Below are 19,254 nucleotides of genomic sequence, written 5' to 3' on the forward strand. Positions count from 1 at the left end.
ATGAAAAAAGCCACTACGGCCATGCTTGTCGCAGCATGTTCGCTCGGTGTCGCAACCCCCGCCCTGGCTGGCACCCACGCCGGTGACGCCAAGTTCGGCATTGCGTCGATGAAGAGCGCGGCCCTGAATTGGTCCGCGAGCAAGGCAACGGGCGCCTCCGGCAAGGGGAAGGGCCACACGAAGGGCAAAGGCAAGGGCCATGGCAACGGTCGCGGCAAGGGCCACATCCACGACAACGCGTCCAACGGGTGCTGAGACACAATAGTCCAATCCGGAAATCCGGATGAATGTTGAATGAGAGGAAAGCCTGGAAGGCACCCTGGAGACGGTCGCGCAAGACCGCTGGGTGCGGACTGCAAGCCCATCAGGAGCATCCTGGTCGCACAAGCACCATGCACCTGCCACACCAGCATTGTTGCAAGGCCCAGCCTGCGCTAGTCCCTCTGGGCGCCCTCGCCTCCCGCGAGCGGCGCGCAGGAAGACGTTTGATGGTATCCCCTCCCAGCCTGACCGATGCGAAGGCCCTCCTGCGCAGGAAATTCCGAGCAGCGCGCGCCGAACACGTCGCGAGCCTGCCCGAGAGCCTGCGCGCGCTGATTCTCAATCGCCCCCCGGCTCCGGTCAGCGATATGATCCCGGAGGGGGCGACCGTTGGCCTCTATTATCCGCTCGGCCCCGAAGCACCTTCGCTAGGGTGGGCGCGCTGGTTTGCCGAGAACGATCGCCAGATCGCACTTCCCCGCTTTGCCGCGCGCAGCGCCGCCATGGAATTTCGCGAATGGGCCAACCCCTTCGACGAGGAGGCACTGGAAGAAGGGCCCTACCGTATGCCCCAACCGCCCGGCACGGCCACCTTTACAGCCCCGGACATCGTCGTCGTACCGCTGATCGCCTTCACGCAGGACGGGCACCGCCTGGGCCAGGGGGGCGGGCACTATGACCGCTGGCTTGCAGCCAACCCCACCACAAAAGCCATTGGCCTTGCCTGGGACTGCCAGCTTGCCGACGAACTCCCGGTTGAATCGCACGACCAGCCGCTCAGCGCCGTGGTTACCCCCACACGTATCTACCACGGAATGGGCTGAGACATGCGCGAAACGCCAACCTGGCGCATTCCCGTGGGCGTACTGGCGCTGTGCGCAGCCCTCCTTGTCTATGGAATCCTGATCGCGCGCTACGTACACCCCGTGATCGCGGATTGGCACGCGCTTCTCCAGCTACCGGTCTACGTCGTACTCGGCATCATCTGGATCTTTCCGCTGAAGCGCTACCTCGCCTGGATGGAGACCGGACGCTGGGACTGAAGCGCCCGCGCGCTCAGACCTCGTCGCGCGCCGCCCACTGCGCCAGGTCGCCCGACTGCCCGATCATCGCAAGGCCATGCGCAATCGAGGTGAGCTCGTCGCCGCTGGCGAGGCGTTCCTCGCCAAAGCGCTGGGCAAATAGACGTTGTACAGCCGGGATCAACGAGGATCCGCCTGTCAGGAAGACATGGTCGATCTGCTCGGGCGCCAGAGCGGCGCGGGCCAGTGCCTCGTCGACCGTCTCGCCGATGCGGACAAGGTCGGGCGCGATCCAGCTCTCAAACTCGGCGCGCGTCACTTCGGCGTGAATGTGCAGGTCCTCGCTCTCGAACTCGAGCGCGGCCTGCTCCTCCCCGGACAGAGCGCGCTTGAGAGCCCCCACCGCCTCGTAGAGACCGAAGCCCAGCTCATTTTCGATCACGGAGATCATGCGCGCGATCGAGGCCGGATCGGTCGCATTCTGCTTCAGCTTGCTAAGCTGCTCGAGCGTCCGCTTGTTGCGCATCATGGCGAGGCGCGACCAGTCGGCGAAATCGGTGAAGTGCCCCGGCGGGATCTCCAGCACCTTGTCGAAGGACCGGTACGTCCCGCCCTTGCCCAGTTGCGGCAGAACCAGGTTGTCCATGATGCGGTAATCGAAGCGGTCCCCGGCAAGGCCAATACCGGCCGCGGCAAGCGGCGTGCAGCGCTGCGCCGCCCCCGGCGCTTCGACCCGCACGATGGAAAAGTCGCTCGTACCGCCCCCGAAGTCCGCGACCATGAGCGTTGCGGGTTCACTCAGGCGCGAGGCAAAACTGAAGGCCGCCCCCACGGGTTCGTAGACATAGTGCACCTCACGCCCGAGGCTGGCGAACATCGCGTCATAACGGGTGCGGGCCAGCTGCGCATCGGCACGCGCGCCGACATAGCGCACCGGACGCCCGACGACGACGCGCTCGGGCAGATTCCGCAGGGCATCGCCCGCGTGCGCCAGGAGGTGATCCAGAAAGACCTTGCCCATGTCCTCGAAGCGGTAACGCTTCTCGAAAATGCCCGCGGTCTCGAACGCAGGGTTGGCCGCCACAGACTTGAAGGACTGGATAAAGCGCGAGCCTTGCGGAAACTCGAGGAATTCCTCGATCGCCCAGGGACCTGCCTCATGGGCGAGACCACCGCGCACGCCCTCTTCCTGCCAGAAGCACAGCGCCGAGCGGAAGACCGAGCTGGCGCCGGACGGTGCGGCAAAGCGGATCATCTCCCCTTCGGTCTCGCTGCCCGCCAGCGCCATGACCGAATTGGTCGTGCCAAAGTCGATGCCCAGAGTCGGGCGCGCGCTGTCCACCATCGCGAAATAAGGTCCTGTGCCGAAATATACGCCGAAAAGGAAAAAGGCCGGGTGTTACCCCGGCCTCTTGCGCGCTGTATGGCCACTTTCGGCAAGGAAAGTGGCGCGAGTGACGGGACTCGAACCCGCGACCTTCGGCGTGACAGGCCGACACTCTAACCAACTGAGCTACACCCGCGCAGCGATGGAACAAACGGTTACCCGCGCATTCCTATGTTTTCCTCCGGTTTCCCGGAAAGACCCCGCCCAGTCGAGACTGGAACGAAGCAACTCCCAAGTGGCGCGAGTGACGGGACTCGAACCCGCGACCTTCGGCGTGACAGGCCGACACTCTAACCAACTGAGCTACACCCGCATACTTGGGCGGTGCGTCCGCTTGGGAGCCGCGCATCTATGACGGGGAGGCGACCCTGTCAACGGAATTACACCGGCCGATGCATTTTTTTATGCCCTCCCCCGGATGCCCCTCGCAAGGCCCGCAGAAATGCGTGGTTGGCGCGGCAAAAGGCAGACCGCAAAAATGGCGAAGCCGGCTTCACGGCCCCCTCCATCCCGCATCGAGGCAAATGGAGAGAGGCCCTAAAAATTCACCCAAACTTCTGTTTTCAAAACCAAATAACGCGAAAAATGGCAGATTTCCGATACATTCAGCGCGCTGCGAAATTTTTCGCGAACACGAATCATAATCTCTGCGTGATTCGTCCCCGCGCCCTTACCCGGCGAGGATGAGCGCCGGAGCCTCGATCAGGGCCTTGAGGTCCTGTGCAAAGCTGGCCGCGTCCCACCCGTCGACGACGCGGTGGTCGCAGGACATCGAGATGTTCATCGTCTTGCGCTTTTCGATCCGCTCCGTCCCGCTGGCATCGGTCACGAACATCGGACGCTCGACAATGCGGTTGGGCCCGATGATGCAGACCTCGGGGCGGTTGATCACCGGCGTCGTCGCAACCCCGCCCTTGGGGCCAAGCGAGGTGATGGTGATGGTCGAACCGCTCAGTTCACCGGACGCAGCCTTCCCTTCGCGCGCAGCCTCGGCCAGCCGGGATATCTCGGCAGCCAATTGCCACAGGTTGCGGCCCTGTGCATCGCGAATGACCGGCACCATCAGGCCCGAGGCGGTCTGCGCGGCCATGCCCAGGTGCACCGAACCGTAGCGCGTCACCACGCCTGCCTCATCGTCATAGTGCGCGTTCAGCATCGGGTACCTGGGGATCAACTTGCAGATCGCCGCGATGAGGAAAGGGAGCATGGTCAGCTTGGGCCGCTCGCCGCGCCCGGCATTCAATTGCGCGCGCGTCTCCTCCAGCGCGGTGACGTCGTATTCCTCGACATAGGCAAAGTGGGGGATGTGGCGCTTGGAGGCAGCCATGTTCTCGGCGATGCGGCGGCGCAGGCCAATGACGCGCACCTGCTCATCCTCACCCGTGCGCCCGGCGGGCTGGAAGCCTCCGCTCGCGTTGTAGGAGAGAAAGGCATCGAGATCGCCGTGACGCACGCGCCCGTCCTCGGCCGGGCGGACCTCGCCAAGATCGATGCCAAGGTCCTCTGCCCGCTTGCGCACAGCCGGGCTGGCAAGGATACGCCCGCCATCATCCTGCGAACCAACCTTCGGCTGAGAGGCCGTGCGCGCCGGGGCTGGAGGCGGCGAGGGCTTTGAGGCCATCGATGCAACTTCCGGCTCGGGCGGCAAATCCGCGACCGGTGCCGGTTCGGTTTCCGGTTCCTTCGCCTGTATCGGCTCTTCGACCGGCGCCTGAACCTTCTCGGTCTTCGCGGGAGCCTCCTCGCGCGCGTTGCCCGCGCCTTCAACCTCCAGCACGACGAGCGGCGATCCGATGGCCACCATCTCGCCCGCCTCGCCCGCGATCTCGATGACAGTGCCCGTGACCGGGCTCTCCATCTCGACCGTGGCCTTGTCGGTCATCATGTCGGCCAGGCGCGCGTCCTCCTCGACATGATCGCCTACTGCGACGTGCCAGGCGACGATCTCGGCTTCGGCAATCCCTTCCCCGATGTCGGGAAGACGGAACGTGTAACGACCCATGGGATCACTCCTTCATCAGGCGGTCGACCGCATCGCCGATGCGGACCGGGCCGGGGAAATAGGCCCACTCCAGGCTGTGCGGATACGGGGTGTCGAAGCCGGTCACGCGCTCGATCGGAGCTTCGAGATGGTAGAAGCAGCGCTCCTGGACGAGGCTGACGAGCTCAGCGCCGAAGCCCGAGGTGCGCGTAGCCTCATGGATGACGAGACATTTCCCCGTCTTCTGAACAGACTTTTCCACAGCCTCGATGTCGAGCGGCCAGAGCGTGCGCAGATCAAGGATTTCGGCATCCACGCCCTTTTCGGCGAGCACGGCTTCGGCGACATGCACCATGGTCCCGTAGACCAGCACGGTCATCGCAGAGCCCTCGCGCGCGGTGCGCGCCTTGCCCAGCGGGATGGAATAGTAGCCTTCAGGCACCTGCCCGCCCGGATAGTTCTTCCAGGTCTTGCTCGGGTGGTCGTAATAGCCGTCAAACGGGCCATTGTAGATGCGCTTGGGTTCGAAGAAGATGACGGGATCGTTGTCCTCGATCGCCGCGATGAGAAGCCCCTTGGCATCGTGCGGGGTGGACGGGATCACCGTCTTCAGGCCCGAGACGTGGGTAAACAGCGCTTCCGGGCTCTGGCTGTGCGTCTGACCGCCGAAGATGCCCCCGCCAAAAGGCGAGCGCACCGTGATCGGCGCGGTGAACTCTCCGGCCGAGCGGTAGCGCAGGCGCGCGGCCTCCGAAATCAGCTGGTCGAGGCCGGGGTATATATAGTCGGCGAACTGGATCTCGGGCACGGGGCGCAGGCCATAGGCCGCCATGCCGACCGCCGCGCCGATGATACCGCACTCGTTGATGGGGGTGTCGAAGACGCGCATCTTGCCGAACTTGGCCTGCAGGCCTGCCGTCGCGCGAAACACCCCGCCGAAGTAGCCCACGTCTTCGCCGAAGACGACGACGTCGGGATCGTGGCCCATCATCACGTGCAGCGCATCGTTAATGGCCTCGATCATGTTCATCGGCCGCGCCTCGCCCTCCTGCAGGCTGACGGCGGTTTCCTCGATCATGCGCCCTCTCCTTCCTCGCCCGTGCCCGGCCCCCTGGCATCGGGCCACTTGGCCTCGCGCTCACGGATGGCCTGCTCGGCCTGTTCGCGCAGGTTCCATGGCAGTTCCTCGAAGACGTCCTCGAACATCGTATGGAACGGATGATGGAAGCCGTGGCCGAGCACGCCGTTCTTTTCGGCCGCCTTGGCCGCTGCCTTCACCTCTTCGGCCACCTGCCGGTCCATGGCCGCGTGGCGCTCGTCGTCCCATTCGCCAAGGGCAATGAGGTGGCGCGCAAGACGCATGACCGGATCGCCCAGCGGCCATTCCTCCCGCTCGTGCGCGGAGCGATAGGCGCTGGGATCATCCGAGGTGGAATGGCCTTCCGCGCGGTAGGTAAAGTGCTCGATGAGGGTCGGCCCCTTGTTGGCCCGCGCGCGGTTCGCGGCCCACTGCGTCGCCGCATAGACAGCGAGCGCGTCGTTGCCGTCGACCCGGAGCCCCGCGATGCCATAGCCGACCGCGCGCGCCGCAAAGGTCGAACGCTCGGCCCCGGCGAACCCGGAGAAGCTGGAGATCGCCCACTGGTTGTTGACCACATTCAGGATGACCGGCGTGTTGTAGACCGCCGCAAAGGTCATCGCGGCATGAAAGTCTCCTTCCGCGCTCGAGCCTTCGCCCACGAAGCTGGTCGCGATGCGCGTGTCACCCTTGATCGCGCTCGCCATGGCCCAGCCGACGGCCTGCGGGAACTGCGTCGCCAGATTGCCCGAGATGGTGAAGAAGCCATAGTCGCGCGCCGAGTACATGATGGGGAGCTGGCGTCCCTTCAGCCGGTCGGCCCGGTTCGAGTAGATCTGGTTGACCATCTCGACGAGGGGATAGTCGCGCGCGATCAGGATTCCCTGCTGGCGGTAACTCGGGAAGACCATGTCATCGCCCGCCAGCGCATAGGCATGGGCGACCGAGACAGCCTCCTCGCCCGTGCACTTCATGTAGAAGCTGGTCTTGCCCTGCCGCTGCCCCCGGTACATCCGGTCATCGAAGGCGCGGGTCAGCGCCATGGTGCGCAGGATCCGGCGCAGCGTTTCGGGATCGAGGCGTGGGTCCCAGGGGCCGACTGCGCGGTGCTTGTCGTCGAGCACTCGCACCATGCCCAGCGTCGCGGGCATCGTCTCGCGCGCTTCGCAGGCCTCGTCGAAGCGGGGGAGCTCCCCGGCCCCCGGAATATCGAGCCAGGAATAGTCGACCGGATCGCCCGGCCGGAAGCGCGGCTCGGGCACATGCAGCTCAAGCGGCGGCAGGTTGCCGCGCGGCATGCCGATTCGTCCCGTCTGGTCGACCATCACGTTCTCTCCCGTCGTTTACGGACCGTGAGAACAGGCGCCTGCGGTTATCTTTTGCAGTGCATCAAAATTCCACGGTTAGGTCAGAATATTTCAAACCGTGGCAATGTCAATCAATCCCTCCGGAAACCCGAACTAGACCGCGACAGGCGCGGCAATATGGGCCTGGGGCGCGTAGCCGGTCACTTCGAAATCCTCGATCACATAGTCGAAGATCGAGGCCGGACGGCGTGCGAAGGTCAGCGTCGCCTCGCCCGCAGGTTCGCGCGCCAACTGCTCTTCCACCAGCGCCCCGTGGTTGAGGTAGAGATGGACATCACCTCCTGTCCAAACGGCGTGACCCGGCTCGAGGTTGCATTGCTGGGCCATCATTCGCGTCAGCGCGGCGAGCGACCACATGTTGAAGGCAAAACCCAGCCCCAGATCACAGCTGCGCTGATAGAGCAGGCACGAGAGCTTTCCGTCCGCGACATGGAACTGATAAGTCTTGTGGCACGGCGGCAGCGCCATCGAATCGAGTTCGGCGACGTTCCACCCCTCGATGATGTGGCGGCGACTGCCAGGATTGCTTTTCAGGCTTTCGACGACCTGCGCGACCTGGTTGATGCCCGCCCCTTTCCGGAACAGCCCCTCACCCACCGGCTCGTAGGTGGGCCAGTCAACCCACTGCTTGCCATAGACCGGACCGAGATCGCCCCACAGCCATGCGAACGTCGCATCCTCGACGATCCGCTGTGAGAACGCTTCGCGGGTAATGGCATCACCGGTCTCGCGGCGGTAGCGCTCAAGCGGCCAGTCGGTCCAGATCTGAACGTTCTGCGCGCACAGCTTGCGAATATTGGTGTCGCCGGTCAGGAACCACAGCAGTTCGCGCGTGGCGGTCTTCCAATAGACCCGCTTGGTGGTGAGGAGCGGCATTGCGCCCCCTGCCAGATTGAAGCGGATGGTTGCCCCGAAAACCGAACGCGTGCCCACGCCTGTGCGGTCTACCCGCTCGTCGCCATGCTCCCAGATGTGGCGCATGAGATCGAGATACTGCCACTCCCAGTGACGCGGACGGGCCTCACCCTGCAAGGAAGCGGGAGCGGTCGGCTTGGCGGGAGAGAGAGACTCGGTCATGGCTCTGGCTCTAATAGCAAGATGCCCGCTTTGCACTACGCCTGCGCAACGATCACCCGGCTTGGGCCTCCTTATTTCTACGTAAGCACGCCTTTGTGCGACCGAAAAGCACACGCGTGCATGAAACGCACATGCACGTCCGCCTGCCCGTCCCCCTGCGCAAGATCCTGCCCGGCCCCATCGCCGTGCAGGCTATCCTTGCACTGGGCGTCCTGCTCATCGCGCTGTCCCCGGCCTCGCGCGGGACTGCGCTCTATCTGCCCCTGACCGCCACGAGCCCGGCACGTACCGTTGCCTGGTCGCGCACGCACGGCGCCGCGCTCGTTGCGCCCGGCCCCTACCGCGGCTCCTTCTTCGTCCGGGTGCCCGCGGGCAACCTCACGGGTGAAGCCCTGCAAAGCGGCGCCCTGCTCTTCGCCGTTCCGGAATTTCTCTGCGGCAGCCCTGCCCAAACCAAACTGGCTTTAGAACCATGAACGAACTCAACGAACTGCGCCGCAAGGGCGCGCTGTCCCTGGTCGCCCTGGGCTGGGTCTACGTCCTGATCACGATCGGGTGCGCCTTCTTTGCGGAAACCGGCTTCCTTCCCCCGGTACTCGCCATCGTGGTGTCCATCGTCCCCACCATGCTCGCCCTGCAACACCCCGAGGGGCAGCAGATGCGCATGGTCCTGGGCTTTACCTCGCCGATCTATCCCGCGATCCTGCTGTGGCAGTGGACCGGCAGCCACTGGATGATCGACCTGCACATGACGATCTTCGCCTCGCTCGCAACGCTCATGCTGATTGCTGACTGGCGTCCGGTCCTGCTCGGCGCGGGTGTCGCGGCGGCCCACCACCTGCTGGCAAACTTCCTTGCCCCCTCGCTCGTCTTCCCGGACGGACCGGACTTTGCCCGCGTCCTGCTGCACGCGGTGATCGTCGTCGCCGAGACGGCCGTCCTCGTGATCATCGCACGCGACTTTGAACGATTGGTCGTCGAACAGGCCTCGGCCGAAAGCGCGCGCATCCGCGCCGAGGAAATCGCCGAAGAGGAACGCGCCCGCTCCGCGCGCGAACAGCAGCAGGTCATCAACGAGATCGGCGAGGGCCTGCGTGCCTTTGCCGGCGGCGACCTGTCGCGCCGGATCGCCAACGCGTTCCCCAAGAGCTACGAGGCCCTGCGCAACGACTTCAACGGCGCGGCGAGCGATCTCGACCGCATCGTGCGCGACGTCACGCGCTCGGCCGGGCAGATCGAGACCGGATCGCTCGAGATCCGCTCCGCGACCGACGATCTGGCTCTGCGCACCGAACAGCAGGCCTCCACGCTGGAGGATATCGCCAACACGCTGCGCCAACTCAATATCACAGTGTCGGACAACGCCACTTCCGCGCGCGATCTCCAAGCCAATGTAGCCAAGGCCCGTAACGATGCGCTCAGCGGCAGCGAAGTGGTCGAAAGCGCGGTCTTCGCCATGAGCGAAATCGAGCGCTCGGCCGACGAGATCGGCAAGATCATCGCGCTCATCGACGGTATCGCCTTCCAGACCAACCTCCTTGCCCTCAACGCTGGCGTCGAAGCCGCCCGCGCGGGCGAGGCGGGCAAGGGCTTTGCGGTCGTCGCCACGGAAGTTCGCGCGCTTGCCCAGCGCTCGGCCGATGCGGCCAACGACATCAAGGCGCTGATCGACACCTCAGGCGAACAGGTCGCTCGCGGGGTCAAGCTTGTTGGCCAGTCGGGCGAATCGCTGATGACGATCGTCTCCGGGATCGCCGAGATCAACGAGGCAATTGAACGTATCGCCTCTGTCTCGCAGGACCAGGCGGGCGAAATCGGCCGCATCAACGAGCGGGTCGGCCGCCTCGATTCCGCCACACAGCAGAATGCCGCCATGGTCGAGCAAGGTACCGCAGCGGCGCGCCACCTCTCCAGCGAAGCCGAAGCCATGGCGCGCCTGGTTCAGCATTTTCAGGTTTCCGCAGAAGGACATGGCGGAAATCTGGGCGGAATGCGCCAGGCCGCGTAAAAAGCGGAACGAAAATTGAATTTTTCCCTTGCCAGCCCCGAACACCCCCTATATAGGCGCCCACCTGCCCGGGGCGCTTCGGCGCTCCAGACATCGGTCGGGGAGTAGCTCAGCCTGGTAGAGCACTGTCTTCGGGAGGCAGGGGCCGGAGGTTCGAATCCTCTCTCCCCGACCACTAAAAAAGCCCAGCGGAAACGTTGGGCTTTTTTAATGCCTGGCGTACGCGCAGGCGCCTTCTCCCTTCAGCTTCCCCCTTTCTTGAGGCTTGGCAGATCGATGCCGTGCTTGGCGACCTTGTAGTAGAAGGTCTTGCGCGGCAGGCCGAGCGCGCGGATGGCCGCGCCGATCTCGCCGCCTGTAGCGCGCACCGCCTGAACGATCTCGCCCCGCTCGAAGGCATCGACACGTTCAGCGAGGCTTGCCTGTTCACCGCCCGGCGCAACGCTATCGCCCCCTCCATCTGCGCCAGCCGGGTCTCCGACGAGATCCATGACGAACAGCTCGGCAAAGTTGCGCAGCTCGCGCACGTTGCCGGGCCAGTCGTGCGTGGCCAGGCGCGTGCGCACGGCGTCAGACAAGGGCGGCACATTGCGCCCGAGACGCTGCGCGCACGCCGCGGCAAAGCGCGCGAACAGGAGCGAAACATCCTCGCGCCGCTCGCGCAGGGGTGGCAGCACCAGCCGCATGGCCGCCAGACGATAGAACAGCGCCGGCTGCACCGGCATCGCATCGCCCTCCTCGAGCGGCAGGCTTGTCGCGATGATCCGAAAGTCCAGAGGAACTTCGTTCGGGCCGGATTCGACACTGCGCTTCTCGACGAAGGTGATCAGGCGATCCTGAAGCCGCGGCGGCGCACGGTCGACATCATCGAGATAGAGCGTGCCCCGGTCCACCGCGAGGATTGCCGGATCGCTGGCCGGGCCGAAGGTGCGCGTTACGAGCGCCTCGTCCATTCCGGCACAGGGCAGCGGCAGGAACCGCCGCCGCGAACGCTTGCCCGAGCGGTGAATGAGGCGGGCAAGCAGATCCTTGCCGGTGCCGGTCTCCCCTTCGATGAGGATGTCGATGTCCGCATTGGCAAGCATCGGGATCATTTCGCGCAGGCGCCGGATGGAAGGGCTCTGCCCCAGCAGGACGGGGGCCGCCTCGTCGCCTGCAAGTGCGCGCAACTGCCGGTTCTCCAACGCCAGTTCGCGCGCTCGGATCGCGCGCGCGCAGACCGTCACCAGCCCATCGGGATCGAAGGGCTTAGTAAGAAAGTCCCAGGCGCCGGACTTGAGCATGTCGACCGCCATGTCGACATCGCCGTGTCCGGTGATGAGCACGACCGGAAGTTCGGCATCGCGTTCGCGAACGGTGCGAAACAGGTCGATCCCGGAGATCCCGGGCATGCGCACATCGGTCACGACCACACCCGGCCAATCGGCATCAAGCACGTCGAGCGCGGATTGTGCGCGCTCGAACAGCGTCACTTCGAAGCCCGCGAGCTTCAGAAGCTGCGCGGTCGAACGCGCAAGCTCTTCATCGTCCTCGACCAGGGCAATGCGGTTTACAGATGCGGGCTCGCTCATCGGGCAATCCTCAAGATCAGTTCAAAAGCTGCGCCGCCCTGCCCCTGCGCCGAGGGCAAGGCGCCGCGCGCCATCAGGCAGCGTAGTGAGCCACCGAATTCGGCGGCAATGTCCTGTGCAATGACAAGCCCGAGCCCCAGCCCCTCCTCGCGGCTCGTCGCGAACGGCGTGAAGAGCTTCTCGGCCACCTCCTCGGCAATCCCCGGCCCGTTGTCGCGGACGACCACGGCGACCTGCCCGCGCGGGCGATCCACCTCGACTTCGATGACGATCCTGGGATACGCATGCCCACCCAGAGCATCGAGCGCATTTTGCAGGAGGTTCACGAGAATCTGCTCAACCCGGACCTTGTCCCCCGTCACCATCAGGTCTGCGGGCAGATCGGGGATCACCGCATCGACGTGGTCGAGCCGGTCGCGCAGAAGAAGCTCGGCCCCTTCGAGGACCTCGGCCAGCGCGCACTGCGTGCCCCCGACGGTCTTCTTGCGGGCAAACCCGCGCAGCTGGGCGGTCACGACGCCGATACGCTCGGCCAATCGATCGATCGCCCCCAGGTTTTCCGCCACCTGTTCACTGTCCCCGCGCTCCAGGAAGACCTTGGCGTTCGAAGCGTAATTGCGGATCGCCGAAACCGGCTGTGCGGTCTCATGCGCGACGCTGGCACTGACCTGCCCCAATGTGGCCAGCCGATTGGCAAGCCGGAGTTCCTCGCGCAGCTGAGCGGCCCGGCTTTCGACCTGGGCGCGCTGCTCCATCTCCTCGCGCAACTGGGCCGTGCGCGCGACAACCGCGCTTTCGAGTTCCAGTGTACGGGCGCGCCGGCGCCGGCTGCGCAGCAGAAGCCAGAGAACGAACAGGCTCGCAACCAGAGCCCCAACCCCTGCGGTGACGCCCACCAACCGGGCCTGCCCCGCAACCGCTCCTTTTGCGGGCAGCAGCAGGAACAGCTGCCAGCCCTCGTTTCCTCCGGGCGTATCGATCCGGACAAAAGGCCCCTCACGCCCTGGTACCTCGAGCAGGCCATCGCGGCGCTCGACCCAGGGGCGCGGATGGATCGCGTTTGCGCCGCTGTCGCGCTGGGTCTGCGCCCGCTCCTGCGCATCGAGTTTGCGCGTGGCCGCAAAACGCCAGGCCGGTCGGCTGGTCACGAAGATGACGCCCATGGGGTTGGTCACGAAGGTGATCCCTCCGGCCTGGCGCCACTGGTCCTCGATCCAGTCAAACTCGAGCTTGACCACGACCGCGCCGCCGCCGCGCGTGCGCTGGGCAAGGTAGAGCCCCGGCTTGCGGCTGACCGTGCCCAGCGCGAACTGCCGTCCTGCCCCCGAATTCTGCGCCTCGCGGATGTACCGGCGGAAGCTGTAGTTCGAGCCCACGAAGCTATAGGGCTTATCCCAGTTGCTGGCCGCGATTGCGCGCCCGTCCCGGTTCACCACATAGATGGCCGAGGCGCCCGTCGTCTGGGCGAGCTCCTTCAGCTTGCCATTGAGAACGGCCACCGCCGCATCACCCTCACCGCGTTCGGCCGCGATCACATCGCGGTCATCGGCAAGCGCCAGCGGCAACAGGCGATAGCGCGCCACTTCACTTTCGATCAGGGCCTGACGTATCCGCGCGTCCGCCTCCCCCGATACCAGAAGGGCATCGAGAGCGCGCTCGCGGGCAAGATACCCAGCTCCCAGCCCCACCAGCAGCGCCAGCACAAGGCAGCCCAGAACGGGCAGGAGGGAGTTGGTCCGAATCATCCCTGTCTCAATACGCGGCGCGCGCATCATGTGCAATTTCCGACACATTTGCAGGCATTGCATGCAATTTTCGCCACAGAAACATTCTGGAAACGCTCCCAAACCCCTGTAAATGCGTCCATTTAATGCAAGCACGATTGCGCTGGCCCCGCATCCCCCGAGCGGGCAATTCCTTGCACCAAGTTGCGAGGAGGCGAAGTCTCCCGCTTGCGAGAGGACGAAAAGGTACACCATGCATAGCCCCTCCCCCACCATGCCACAGGCCGGGTCGCGCCGCCGCTGGTACACGCATCTCTATGTCCAGGTGATCGTGGCCATCGCCGCGGGCGTGGCTCTTGGACACTTCGCGCCGCAGACCGGCGAAGCCTTCAAGCCGCTTGGCGATGCCTTCATCAAGCTGGTGAAGATGGTCATCGCCCCCGTCATCTTCCTGACCATCGTGACCGGCATCGCCTCGATGCGCGACTTGCGCGCGGTGGGCCGTGTCGCGGCCAAGGCCTTCGCCTACTTCCTGACCTTTTCGACGCTCGCGCTCATCATCGGCATGATCATCGCCAATGTCATGCGTCCGGGTGACGGGCTCAACATCGACCCGTCCTCGCTCGACGCAGCCGCCGTCGCCTCCTATTCCGAGAAGGCGCACGAGACCTCGCTCGTCGGCTTCCTCACCTCGATGATCCCGGACACGTTCCTGTCCTCGATGACCCAGGGCAACATCCTCCAGGTGCTTGTCATCGCCATCCTGTTCGGCGTTTCGCTGGCGGGCATGGGCGAGCGCGGCGACAAGCTGCTCTCGATCCTCGAAGACGTCTCGGGTGTGTTCTTCCGCCTCGTTTCGATCGTGATGAAGACCGCCCCCATCGGTGCGTTCGGCGCGATGGCCTTCACCATCGGCAAGTACGGAGTGGGCAGCCTTGCCAACCTGGCCGAACTGGTCGCACTGTTCTACATCACCTCGCTGCTCTTCGTGGTGGTCGTGCTGGGCACGGTGGCCCGCTTCGCCGGCTTCTCGATCTTCGCGCTCATCCGCTATCTCAAGGAAGAGCTGCTGCTGGTCCTGGGCACATCCTCTTCGGAAAGCGCCCTGCCTTCGCTGATCGCGAAGATGGAAGCGGCCGGCTGCCCCAAGACCATCGTCGGCCTTGTCGTTCCCACTGGCTACTCGTTCAATCTGGATGGCACCAACATCTACATGACGCTGGCCGCGCTGTTCATCGCCCAGGCCTGCGGCGTGGACCTGACCCTGGGCCAGCAGATCCTGCTGCTTGCAGTGGCGATGCTGTCCTCCAAGGGCGCGGCGGGCGTCACCGGCGCCGGGTTCATCACGCTGGCCGCCACGCTCTCGATCGTCCCGTCCGTCCCGGTTGCCGGCATGGCGCTGATCCTGGGTATCGACCGCTTCATGTCCGAGTGCCGCAGCCTCACCAACTTCGTGGGCAACGCGGTGGCCACCGTCGTCGTCTCGCGCTGGGAAAAGTCGCTTGATCCCGCGGCCTTCCGCGCCGCCATCGCCAAGAGCGGCCGCGCCCCGGCCGATCCCGATGCCGCCGCGGCCGCCCTCATTGCGGCGGAATAAGACCACGACCATGACCGCATTCCACACCTGACATAGCGGGAGGGACCGCACGGCGAACGGCAAAGCTGACGCACGAAGCGCCCCTCCCTTCCCCTCAACAGCCCTTCGGGTCGCACCACACAAGAGCTGAAATCCATGACCATCGACAACCGGCCGCTTATGGCCGCTGCCCTCGGCTGCGCGCTGTGCGCCAGCCCGGCTCTTGCCCAGAGCACCACCGAGCACACGCCCTATCCGCCCGCCGCCAATGGCGAGGGCCGCGTCACCAACGCCTACGCCACCGCGCGCTGGTCCGAAAACTGGAGCGCGCCGGGCGAGGCTCGCGAAATCGACGATCCGCTCGACCGCCTCAAGCACATCCGCCTCGACAGCGATGATGACATCTACCTGACGCTGGCCGGTGAAATGCGCCTGCGCACCAACTTCACCAGCAACCCGGGCCTTGTGAAGGGCGAGCACCAGCGCCACGACATCCTGCGCGTGACCGGCGGCGCGGACCTGCACCTGGGCGAACACGTGCGCCTCTATGGCGAGCTCTCGCACGCCGACAGCAGCGGCCACAACATCGGTACACCCTCGGTCTACCAGGAAAACGATCTCACCGTGGAGCAGAGCTTCGTCGAGGTTACCGGCACGCTTCGCGGACTTGATCTCGGCGCGCGTTACGGACGCCAGATGTTCTACGATGGCTCGAAGATGCTTGTCAGCCAGCGCGACAACAACGCCATCCATTACACGCAGAACGGCCTGCGCCTGTGGGCGCGTGGCCGGGACGTCAGGGTCGACCTGTTCGACTTCAAGCCCACCGCCTATGGCCGCCAGGGCACCGGCGATGACCGGATCAACGACGAGATCCGCTTCAGCGGCGTGACCGTGGGCACCCAGCTTCCGCGTGATCTGCTCGGCGGATCGAAGCTCTCCTTCGATCCCTTCGTGTGGCGCCTGCGCCGCCGCGAGGCCGCGTGGGTCGGTACCGTCGGCCGCGAAGAGCGTGTCTATGTCGGCGCCCATGCCTGGGGCGATATCGGCCCGGTCAACATCGACTGGACGGTCAACCACCAGTCCGGCAGCTTCGAGGATCGCGCGATCGACGCCTGGCAGGTCTTCCTGAGCCAGACGGTCGCCCTGGGCGCGCAGAAGGGCGCGCCGCGCGTCGGCTTCAACTTCGATTACGCCAGCGGTGGCGGCGGCAACGAGGACGGTCCCGGTGCAGGCAAGATGCGCAACGCGATCTCCCCGCACGGCGCCAACACGCCCTTCAGCCACCACCTGTTCCTGACTGCCAGCAATCTGGTCGAGGTCGCCCCGACCCTGTCGCTGAGCCCGGTCAAATCGGTGAAGATCCTGGCCGACTACAGCTTCGCCTGGCGTGCGACGACAGGCGATGCGATCTACCGCGCCAACACCCGCCCATTGGCAGGCACGCAGCTCTCGACGTCCCACAAGACCGCCGAGATGCCGCGCCTGCAGGTGCAGTGGAACATCTCGCCGCGCGTAGGCATCACCGCGCGCTACGAACATGTCTTTGCAGGACCGGCCTTGCGCGAAGCCGGTTACGGCGATTCCGACTTCTTCGGAACCTGGATCAGCCTGCGCTTCTGACCCCAGTTCGCGAGTTCCTCCCGTATGCGCGTCAACTATCCTGACAGACGCACATACGGGAACTTTTCCTTCCTCCGTATTCATCAGAACCCTTTGAAGCGCACGTCTCCCGGAAATTTGGGCGAAACAATGTCGGGAATGTTTACAATTGGCCGGATGCGTTAACTAATAAACGCAACAAATCCATAGATGGCACGATCTTTGCTCATCTTCTTTCGGTTCTTCTGCGGGAGAACGGGAGAAAGGGGAAAGTCATGAAGAAGAGCATATGCGGCCTTGCCGCGCTCGTAACGGGATTGGCGGTACAACCCGCCCTTGCCGACGAGATAACCCTCTCGGATGCCGATGTCGGCTCGGAGTACACCCTCATGTACGACGGGTTCTCCGATGGCTCGACAATCGATGGCCTCACCGCCAAAATCCGGCTGACGCTGACGGGCATTTCGGGCAACGACTACATGTTCGCCTACAATGTCTCGAACACCACCTCGGCACCGGTCACCGGATCGCGCATCTCCGGTTTTGCCTTCAACACCGACCCCACGATCTCCGCAGCCTCGAGCACGGGCGCCTTCAGCTACACGACGCTGAATTCGACCTACCCGAACGGCATCGGCACGGTCGACGTCTGCTTCAAGGATGCCTCGACGGGCAGTTGCGCAGGCGGCGGCGGCGGCGGCATCGAGCTTGGCGGCAGCGGTGACGGCACGCTGACCCTCTCGTTCGCGAGCCCCACCGACACACTCTCGCTCAGCGACTTCTACGTGCGCTACCAGTCGATCACCGGCGTATCGGGCGTCACCTCGGCAAGCGGCGCGGGCACAGTCTCCTCGACGAGCGGCGGCTCGGACGTTCCCGAACCGGGTATGCTGGCACTCTTCGGCGTCGCCCTGATCGGCCTTGCCATCAACCGCCGCCGTGCGGTCGTGGCCCGCGGCAGCCTTCGCCCAGCCTACGCGATGGCCTGAGGGTCAGATCCGGACCAGACAAAGGAGGGCTCGTCGCAAGACGGGCCCTCCTTTCGTATCCGGCCTATGCCGCGTGATCAGGTTCCCTTGCGGGCGGAAGCCAGGTGCCCCGCAATCGTGGCGTTGTCGGGGGCCTTCTTCGCGGCCGCTTCGAGCAAGCGCAACCCGCGCGCATGATCGCTCTCGGTTTCCACCAGAAGCCAGCCCGCCGTATCCATGACCGAGGCGTTTTCCGGCGCGGATTCCAGCGCCCGCAGCGCAAACGCGAGCCCCTCCTGCCTACGCCCGAGGCGGCTCTCCGCCAGTGCCAGGTTGTTGAGAACAAGCGGATTGGCACCATCGGTGACGGCGAGGAGGCTCTTGTAGAGCGCGCTCGCGTTCGCCCAGTTGCCCGCCTTCATCGCGGTGTCGGCCTCGGCCAGCTGGGCCGCGAGCGCCTGAGGCGAAGGCGCGCGCGCTCTTTGCGCGGCCTGCGCCGCATCGCTTCGCCCAGCCCCTTTCGCCGCCGCGGCATAGAGCCGCCGGTCGCTGCCCGAAGCTGTCGACTTCGCGACCAACGGCTCCAGCGTTGCAAGCGCGCCGGCAAAGTCCTTCTGCGCGATCTGGATGCGGGCGAGTTCGCGCCGCGCCGCGACATTGGATGGGGCCCGGGTCACCACGGGCTGCAAGGCCGCGCGCGCCTGCTCGTCCTGTCCGAGCTCCACCAAGGCGCGGGCATAGAGGATGGCCGCCTCGTCGCGCGTGCGCACGACCTCGGAACGCGACTGGAAGATCCCGCGCACTTTCGCCCAATCGCCTTGTGCTCCGGCCAGCCGAGCGCGCAGGTAGACAAGCTCCGCGCTCGCGCCCGTGCCTTCGGGAACCGCTGCCAGCACGGTTCCCATCTCCTCGGTCCGGCCAAGATCGCCCAGGATCGCGGCCTTTCCGGTCAGTGCGGCCAGGTTCCCGGGATAGGATTCGAGCCCAGCGGAATAGGCCTCGAGGGCGCGCAGCAGATCCCCCTGGGCCGTGGCCACCTGGCCATCGGCGAGCAGCGCCTCGCGCGAGGCAGGATCGACCTTGAGCGCCCGGTCGACAAGGCCACGCGCTTCGGGAACGTGCCCCTCTTTCAGCTCCAGCCGCGCAAAATCGGCGAGCAGGCGCGCATTCGCAGGCCCCTCCTCCAGTCCCCGGGCAAAGGCAGTGCGCGCCCTTGCGGGATCGCCCTTGACCAGATGGGCCATGCCCCGCACCCACTGCGCCCCACTGCCACGGGCCCCGTCCACCAGAGCCAGCGCCTCATCGGGCCGATCGCGCAGGAGAGCCGCCTCGCCAAGCAGCACGGCGTGATCGGCGCTGCGTTGGCCGGGCGCGATCCGTTCGAGCGCCTGACGCGCGCCCTCCCCATCTCCCATGGCCAGAAGCGTGCGAGCAAGAAGCTTGCGGGCCGCCTCGTTCTGCGGTTCCTCCTGGAGCAGACTGACCAGATCGAGCCGGGCGCGAGGGAAGTCGTGCGCGGCATAGGAGGCGCGCGCGCGCTCCATCTGCTCAGCAGGATCAAGTCCGCACCCGGACAGAGCCAAGGCGAGAGCCGGTACCAGCGCCAACGGCAATACGCGTTTCATTGAGCCC

At 65.3% G+C, this 19,254-nt stretch carries 16 protein-coding genes and 3 tRNA genes; 9 read left to right on the plus strand and 10 right to left on the minus strand.

Translation table 11 applies throughout. From position 1 onward, the window contains the following. The 3 genes from LC060_RS15170 (at position 1) to LC060_RS15180 (ending at position 1,304) form a co-directional block, all read left to right on the plus strand. On the plus strand, positions 1-255 hold the full coding sequence (locus LC060_RS15170; RefSeq protein ID WP_226636989.1) for a hypothetical protein: 255 nt from the start codon (positions 1-3) through the stop codon (positions 253-255). Between the two features lie 233 nt (positions 256-488). Continuing rightward, positions 489-1,085, plus strand: a complete 597-nt coding sequence (locus LC060_RS15175) for a 5-formyltetrahydrofolate cyclo-ligase (protein WP_226636990.1) — start codon at positions 489-491, stop codon at positions 1,083-1,085. Between the two features lie 3 nt (positions 1,086-1,088). Beyond that, complete coding sequence (locus LC060_RS15180) at positions 1,089-1,304, plus strand: DUF2842 domain-containing protein (protein WP_226636992.1); 216 nt, start codon at positions 1,089-1,091, stop codon at positions 1,302-1,304. A 13-nt stretch (positions 1,305-1,317) separates the two neighbouring features. On the opposite strand, the gene LC060_RS15185 is transcribed toward LC060_RS15180, so the two are convergent. The 7 genes from LC060_RS15185 to thyA form a co-directional block, all read right to left on the minus strand. Then, on the minus strand, positions 1,318-2,628 hold the full coding sequence (locus LC060_RS15185; RefSeq protein WP_226636994.1) for an Hsp70 family protein: 1,311 nt from the start codon (positions 2,626-2,628) through the stop codon (positions 1,318-1,320). Between the two features lie 101 nt (positions 2,629-2,729). Then, a tRNA-Asp gene (locus tag LC060_RS15190) sits at positions 2,730-2,806 on the minus strand. A gap of 100 nt (positions 2,807-2,906) precedes the next feature. Continuing rightward, positions 2,907-2,983: transfer RNA gene (locus LC060_RS15195), tRNA-Asp, on the minus strand. A gap of 357 nt (positions 2,984-3,340) precedes the next feature. Then, positions 3,341-4,672: a dihydrolipoamide acetyltransferase family protein gene (locus tag LC060_RS15200; protein ID WP_226636996.1), complete on the minus strand. Its 1,332-nt coding sequence runs from the start codon at positions 4,670-4,672 to the stop codon at positions 3,341-3,343. Positions 4,673-4,676: 4 nt separating this feature from the next. Further along, positions 4,677-5,729 carry an alpha-ketoacid dehydrogenase subunit beta gene (locus tag LC060_RS15205; RefSeq protein ID WP_226636998.1) on the minus strand — a complete coding sequence of 351 codons (1,053 nt, stop codon included), beginning with the start codon at positions 5,727-5,729 and terminating at the stop codon, positions 4,677-4,679. Next, positions 5,726-7,054, minus strand: coding sequence for a thiamine pyrophosphate-dependent enzyme (locus LC060_RS15210; protein ID WP_226637000.1), 1,329 nt, complete (start codon positions 7,052-7,054; stop codon positions 5,726-5,728). Before LC060_RS15210 ends, LC060_RS15205 begins: the two co-directional genes overlap by 4 nt. A gap of 135 nt (positions 7,055-7,189) precedes the next feature. Beyond that, positions 7,190-8,173: a thymidylate synthase gene (gene thyA / locus LC060_RS15215; RefSeq protein ID WP_264191914.1), complete on the minus strand. Its 984-nt coding sequence runs from the start codon at positions 8,171-8,173 to the stop codon at positions 7,190-7,192. A 131-nt stretch (positions 8,174-8,304) separates the two neighbouring features. Here thyA and LC060_RS15220 point away from each other — a divergent pair, with 131 nt between their 5' ends. The 3 genes from LC060_RS15220 to LC060_RS15230 all read left to right on the plus strand — a co-directional run bounded on the left by LC060_RS15220 (position 8,305) and on the right by LC060_RS15230 (position 10,356). Further along, a complete protein-coding gene (locus LC060_RS15220; RefSeq protein WP_226637002.1) occupies positions 8,305-8,649 on the plus strand; it encodes a hypothetical protein in 345 nt (114 codons plus the stop codon). Next, entirely contained in the window at positions 8,646-10,181 is a 1,536-nt protein-coding gene (locus LC060_RS15225; RefSeq protein ID WP_226637003.1) for a methyl-accepting chemotaxis protein, read from the plus strand. The genes LC060_RS15220 and LC060_RS15225 overlap by 4 nt, the downstream gene beginning before the upstream one ends. Positions 10,182-10,279: 98 nt before the next feature. Continuing rightward, positions 10,280-10,356 (plus strand) — tRNA-Pro (locus LC060_RS15230). Positions 10,357-10,423: 67 nt separating this feature from the next. Here LC060_RS15230 and LC060_RS15235 read toward each other — a convergent pair. Continuing rightward, on the minus strand, positions 10,424-11,752 hold the full coding sequence (locus tag LC060_RS15235; protein WP_226637005.1) for a sigma-54-dependent transcriptional regulator: 1,329 nt from the start codon (positions 11,750-11,752) through the stop codon (positions 10,424-10,426). After that, the gene (locus tag LC060_RS15240) at positions 11,749-13,497 is read right to left on the minus strand and encodes a sensor histidine kinase (protein ID WP_226637007.1); all 1,749 of its coding nucleotides are present in this window, start codon (positions 13,495-13,497) and stop codon (positions 11,749-11,751) included. The genes LC060_RS15235 and LC060_RS15240 overlap by 4 nt, the downstream gene beginning before the upstream one ends. Before the next feature lie 232 nt (positions 13,498-13,729). Here LC060_RS15240 and LC060_RS15245 point away from each other — a divergent pair, with 232 nt between their 5' ends. The 3 genes from LC060_RS15245 (at position 13,730) to LC060_RS15255 (ending at position 17,643) form a co-directional block, all read left to right on the plus strand. Continuing rightward, positions 13,730-15,073 carry a dicarboxylate/amino acid:cation symporter gene (locus LC060_RS15245; RefSeq protein WP_226637008.1) on the plus strand — a complete coding sequence of 448 codons (1,344 nt, stop codon included), beginning with the start codon at positions 13,730-13,732 and terminating at the stop codon, positions 15,071-15,073. 135 nt (positions 15,074-15,208) lie between these two features. Further along, on the plus strand, positions 15,209-16,675 hold the full coding sequence (locus LC060_RS15250; RefSeq protein ID WP_226637010.1) for an alginate export family protein: 1,467 nt from the start codon (positions 15,209-15,211) through the stop codon (positions 16,673-16,675). A 254-nt stretch (positions 16,676-16,929) separates the two neighbouring features. Continuing rightward, positions 16,930-17,643: a cistern family PEP-CTERM protein gene (locus tag LC060_RS15255; RefSeq protein WP_226637011.1), complete on the plus strand. Its 714-nt coding sequence runs from the start codon at positions 16,930-16,932 to the stop codon at positions 17,641-17,643. Positions 17,644-17,720: 77 nt separating this feature from the next. Here the strand turns inward: LC060_RS15255 and LC060_RS15260 are convergent, their stop codons facing one another. Next, the gene (locus LC060_RS15260) at positions 17,721-19,247 is read right to left on the minus strand and encodes a tetratricopeptide repeat protein (RefSeq protein WP_226637013.1); all 1,527 of its coding nucleotides are present in this window, start codon (positions 19,245-19,247) and stop codon (positions 17,721-17,723) included. Between the last annotated feature and the right edge of the window lie 7 nt (positions 19,248-19,254).

Origin of the sequence: Novosphingobium profundi, from assembly GCF_020524485.1 — a bacterium.
Classification (GTDB): Bacteria; Pseudomonadota; Alphaproteobacteria; order Sphingomonadales; family Sphingomonadaceae; genus Novosphingobium; species Novosphingobium profundi_A.

Bases quoted from the DNA above. Each gene is read 5' to 3' on its own strand.
- LC060_RS15225 (WP_226637003.1), top strand. From the start codon at position 8,646: ATGAACGAACTCAACGAACTGCGCCGCAAGGGCGCGCTGTCCCTGGTC.
- LC060_RS15235 (WP_226637005.1), bottom strand. From the start codon at position 11,752: ATGAGCGAGCCCGCATCTGTAAACCGCATTGCCCTGGTCGAGGACGAT.
- LC060_RS15260 (WP_226637013.1), bottom strand. From the start codon at position 19,247: ATGAAACGCGTATTGCCGTTGGCGCTGGTACCGGCTCTCGCCTTGGCT.
- LC060_RS15175 (WP_226636990.1), top strand. From the start codon at position 489: ATGGTATCCCCTCCCAGCCTGACCGATGCGAAGGCCCTCCTGCGCAGG.
- thyA (WP_264191914.1), bottom strand. From the start codon at position 8,173: ATGACCGAGTCTCTCTCTCCCGCCAAGCCGACCGCTCCCGCTTCCTTG.
- LC060_RS15220 (WP_226637002.1), top strand. From the start codon at position 8,305: ATGCACGTCCGCCTGCCCGTCCCCCTGCGCAAGATCCTGCCCGGCCCC.
- LC060_RS15185 (WP_226636994.1), bottom strand. From the start codon at position 2,628: ATGGTGGACAGCGCGCGCCCGACTCTGGGCATCGACTTTGGCACGACC.
- LC060_RS15180 (WP_226636992.1), top strand. From the start codon at position 1,089: ATGCGCGAAACGCCAACCTGGCGCATTCCCGTGGGCGTACTGGCGCTG.
- LC060_RS15205 (WP_226636998.1), bottom strand. From the start codon at position 5,729: ATGATCGAGGAAACCGCCGTCAGCCTGCAGGAGGGCGAGGCGCGGCCG.
- LC060_RS15250 (WP_226637010.1), top strand. From the start codon at position 15,209: ATGACCATCGACAACCGGCCGCTTATGGCCGCTGCCCTCGGCTGCGCG.
- LC060_RS15245 (WP_226637008.1), top strand. From the start codon at position 13,730: ATGCATAGCCCCTCCCCCACCATGCCACAGGCCGGGTCGCGCCGCCGC.
- LC060_RS15210 (WP_226637000.1), bottom strand. From the start codon at position 7,054: ATGGTCGACCAGACGGGACGAATCGGCATGCCGCGCGGCAACCTGCCG.
- LC060_RS15240 (WP_226637007.1), bottom strand. From the start codon at position 13,497: ATGATTCGGACCAACTCCCTCCTGCCCGTTCTGGGCTGCCTTGTGCTG.
- LC060_RS15170 (WP_226636989.1), top strand. From the start codon at position 1: ATGAAAAAAGCCACTACGGCCATGCTTGTCGCAGCATGTTCGCTCGGT.
- LC060_RS15200 (WP_226636996.1), bottom strand. From the start codon at position 4,672: ATGGGTCGTTACACGTTCCGTCTTCCCGACATCGGGGAAGGGATTGCC.
- LC060_RS15255 (WP_226637011.1), top strand. From the start codon at position 16,930: ATGAAGAAGAGCATATGCGGCCTTGCCGCGCTCGTAACGGGATTGGCG.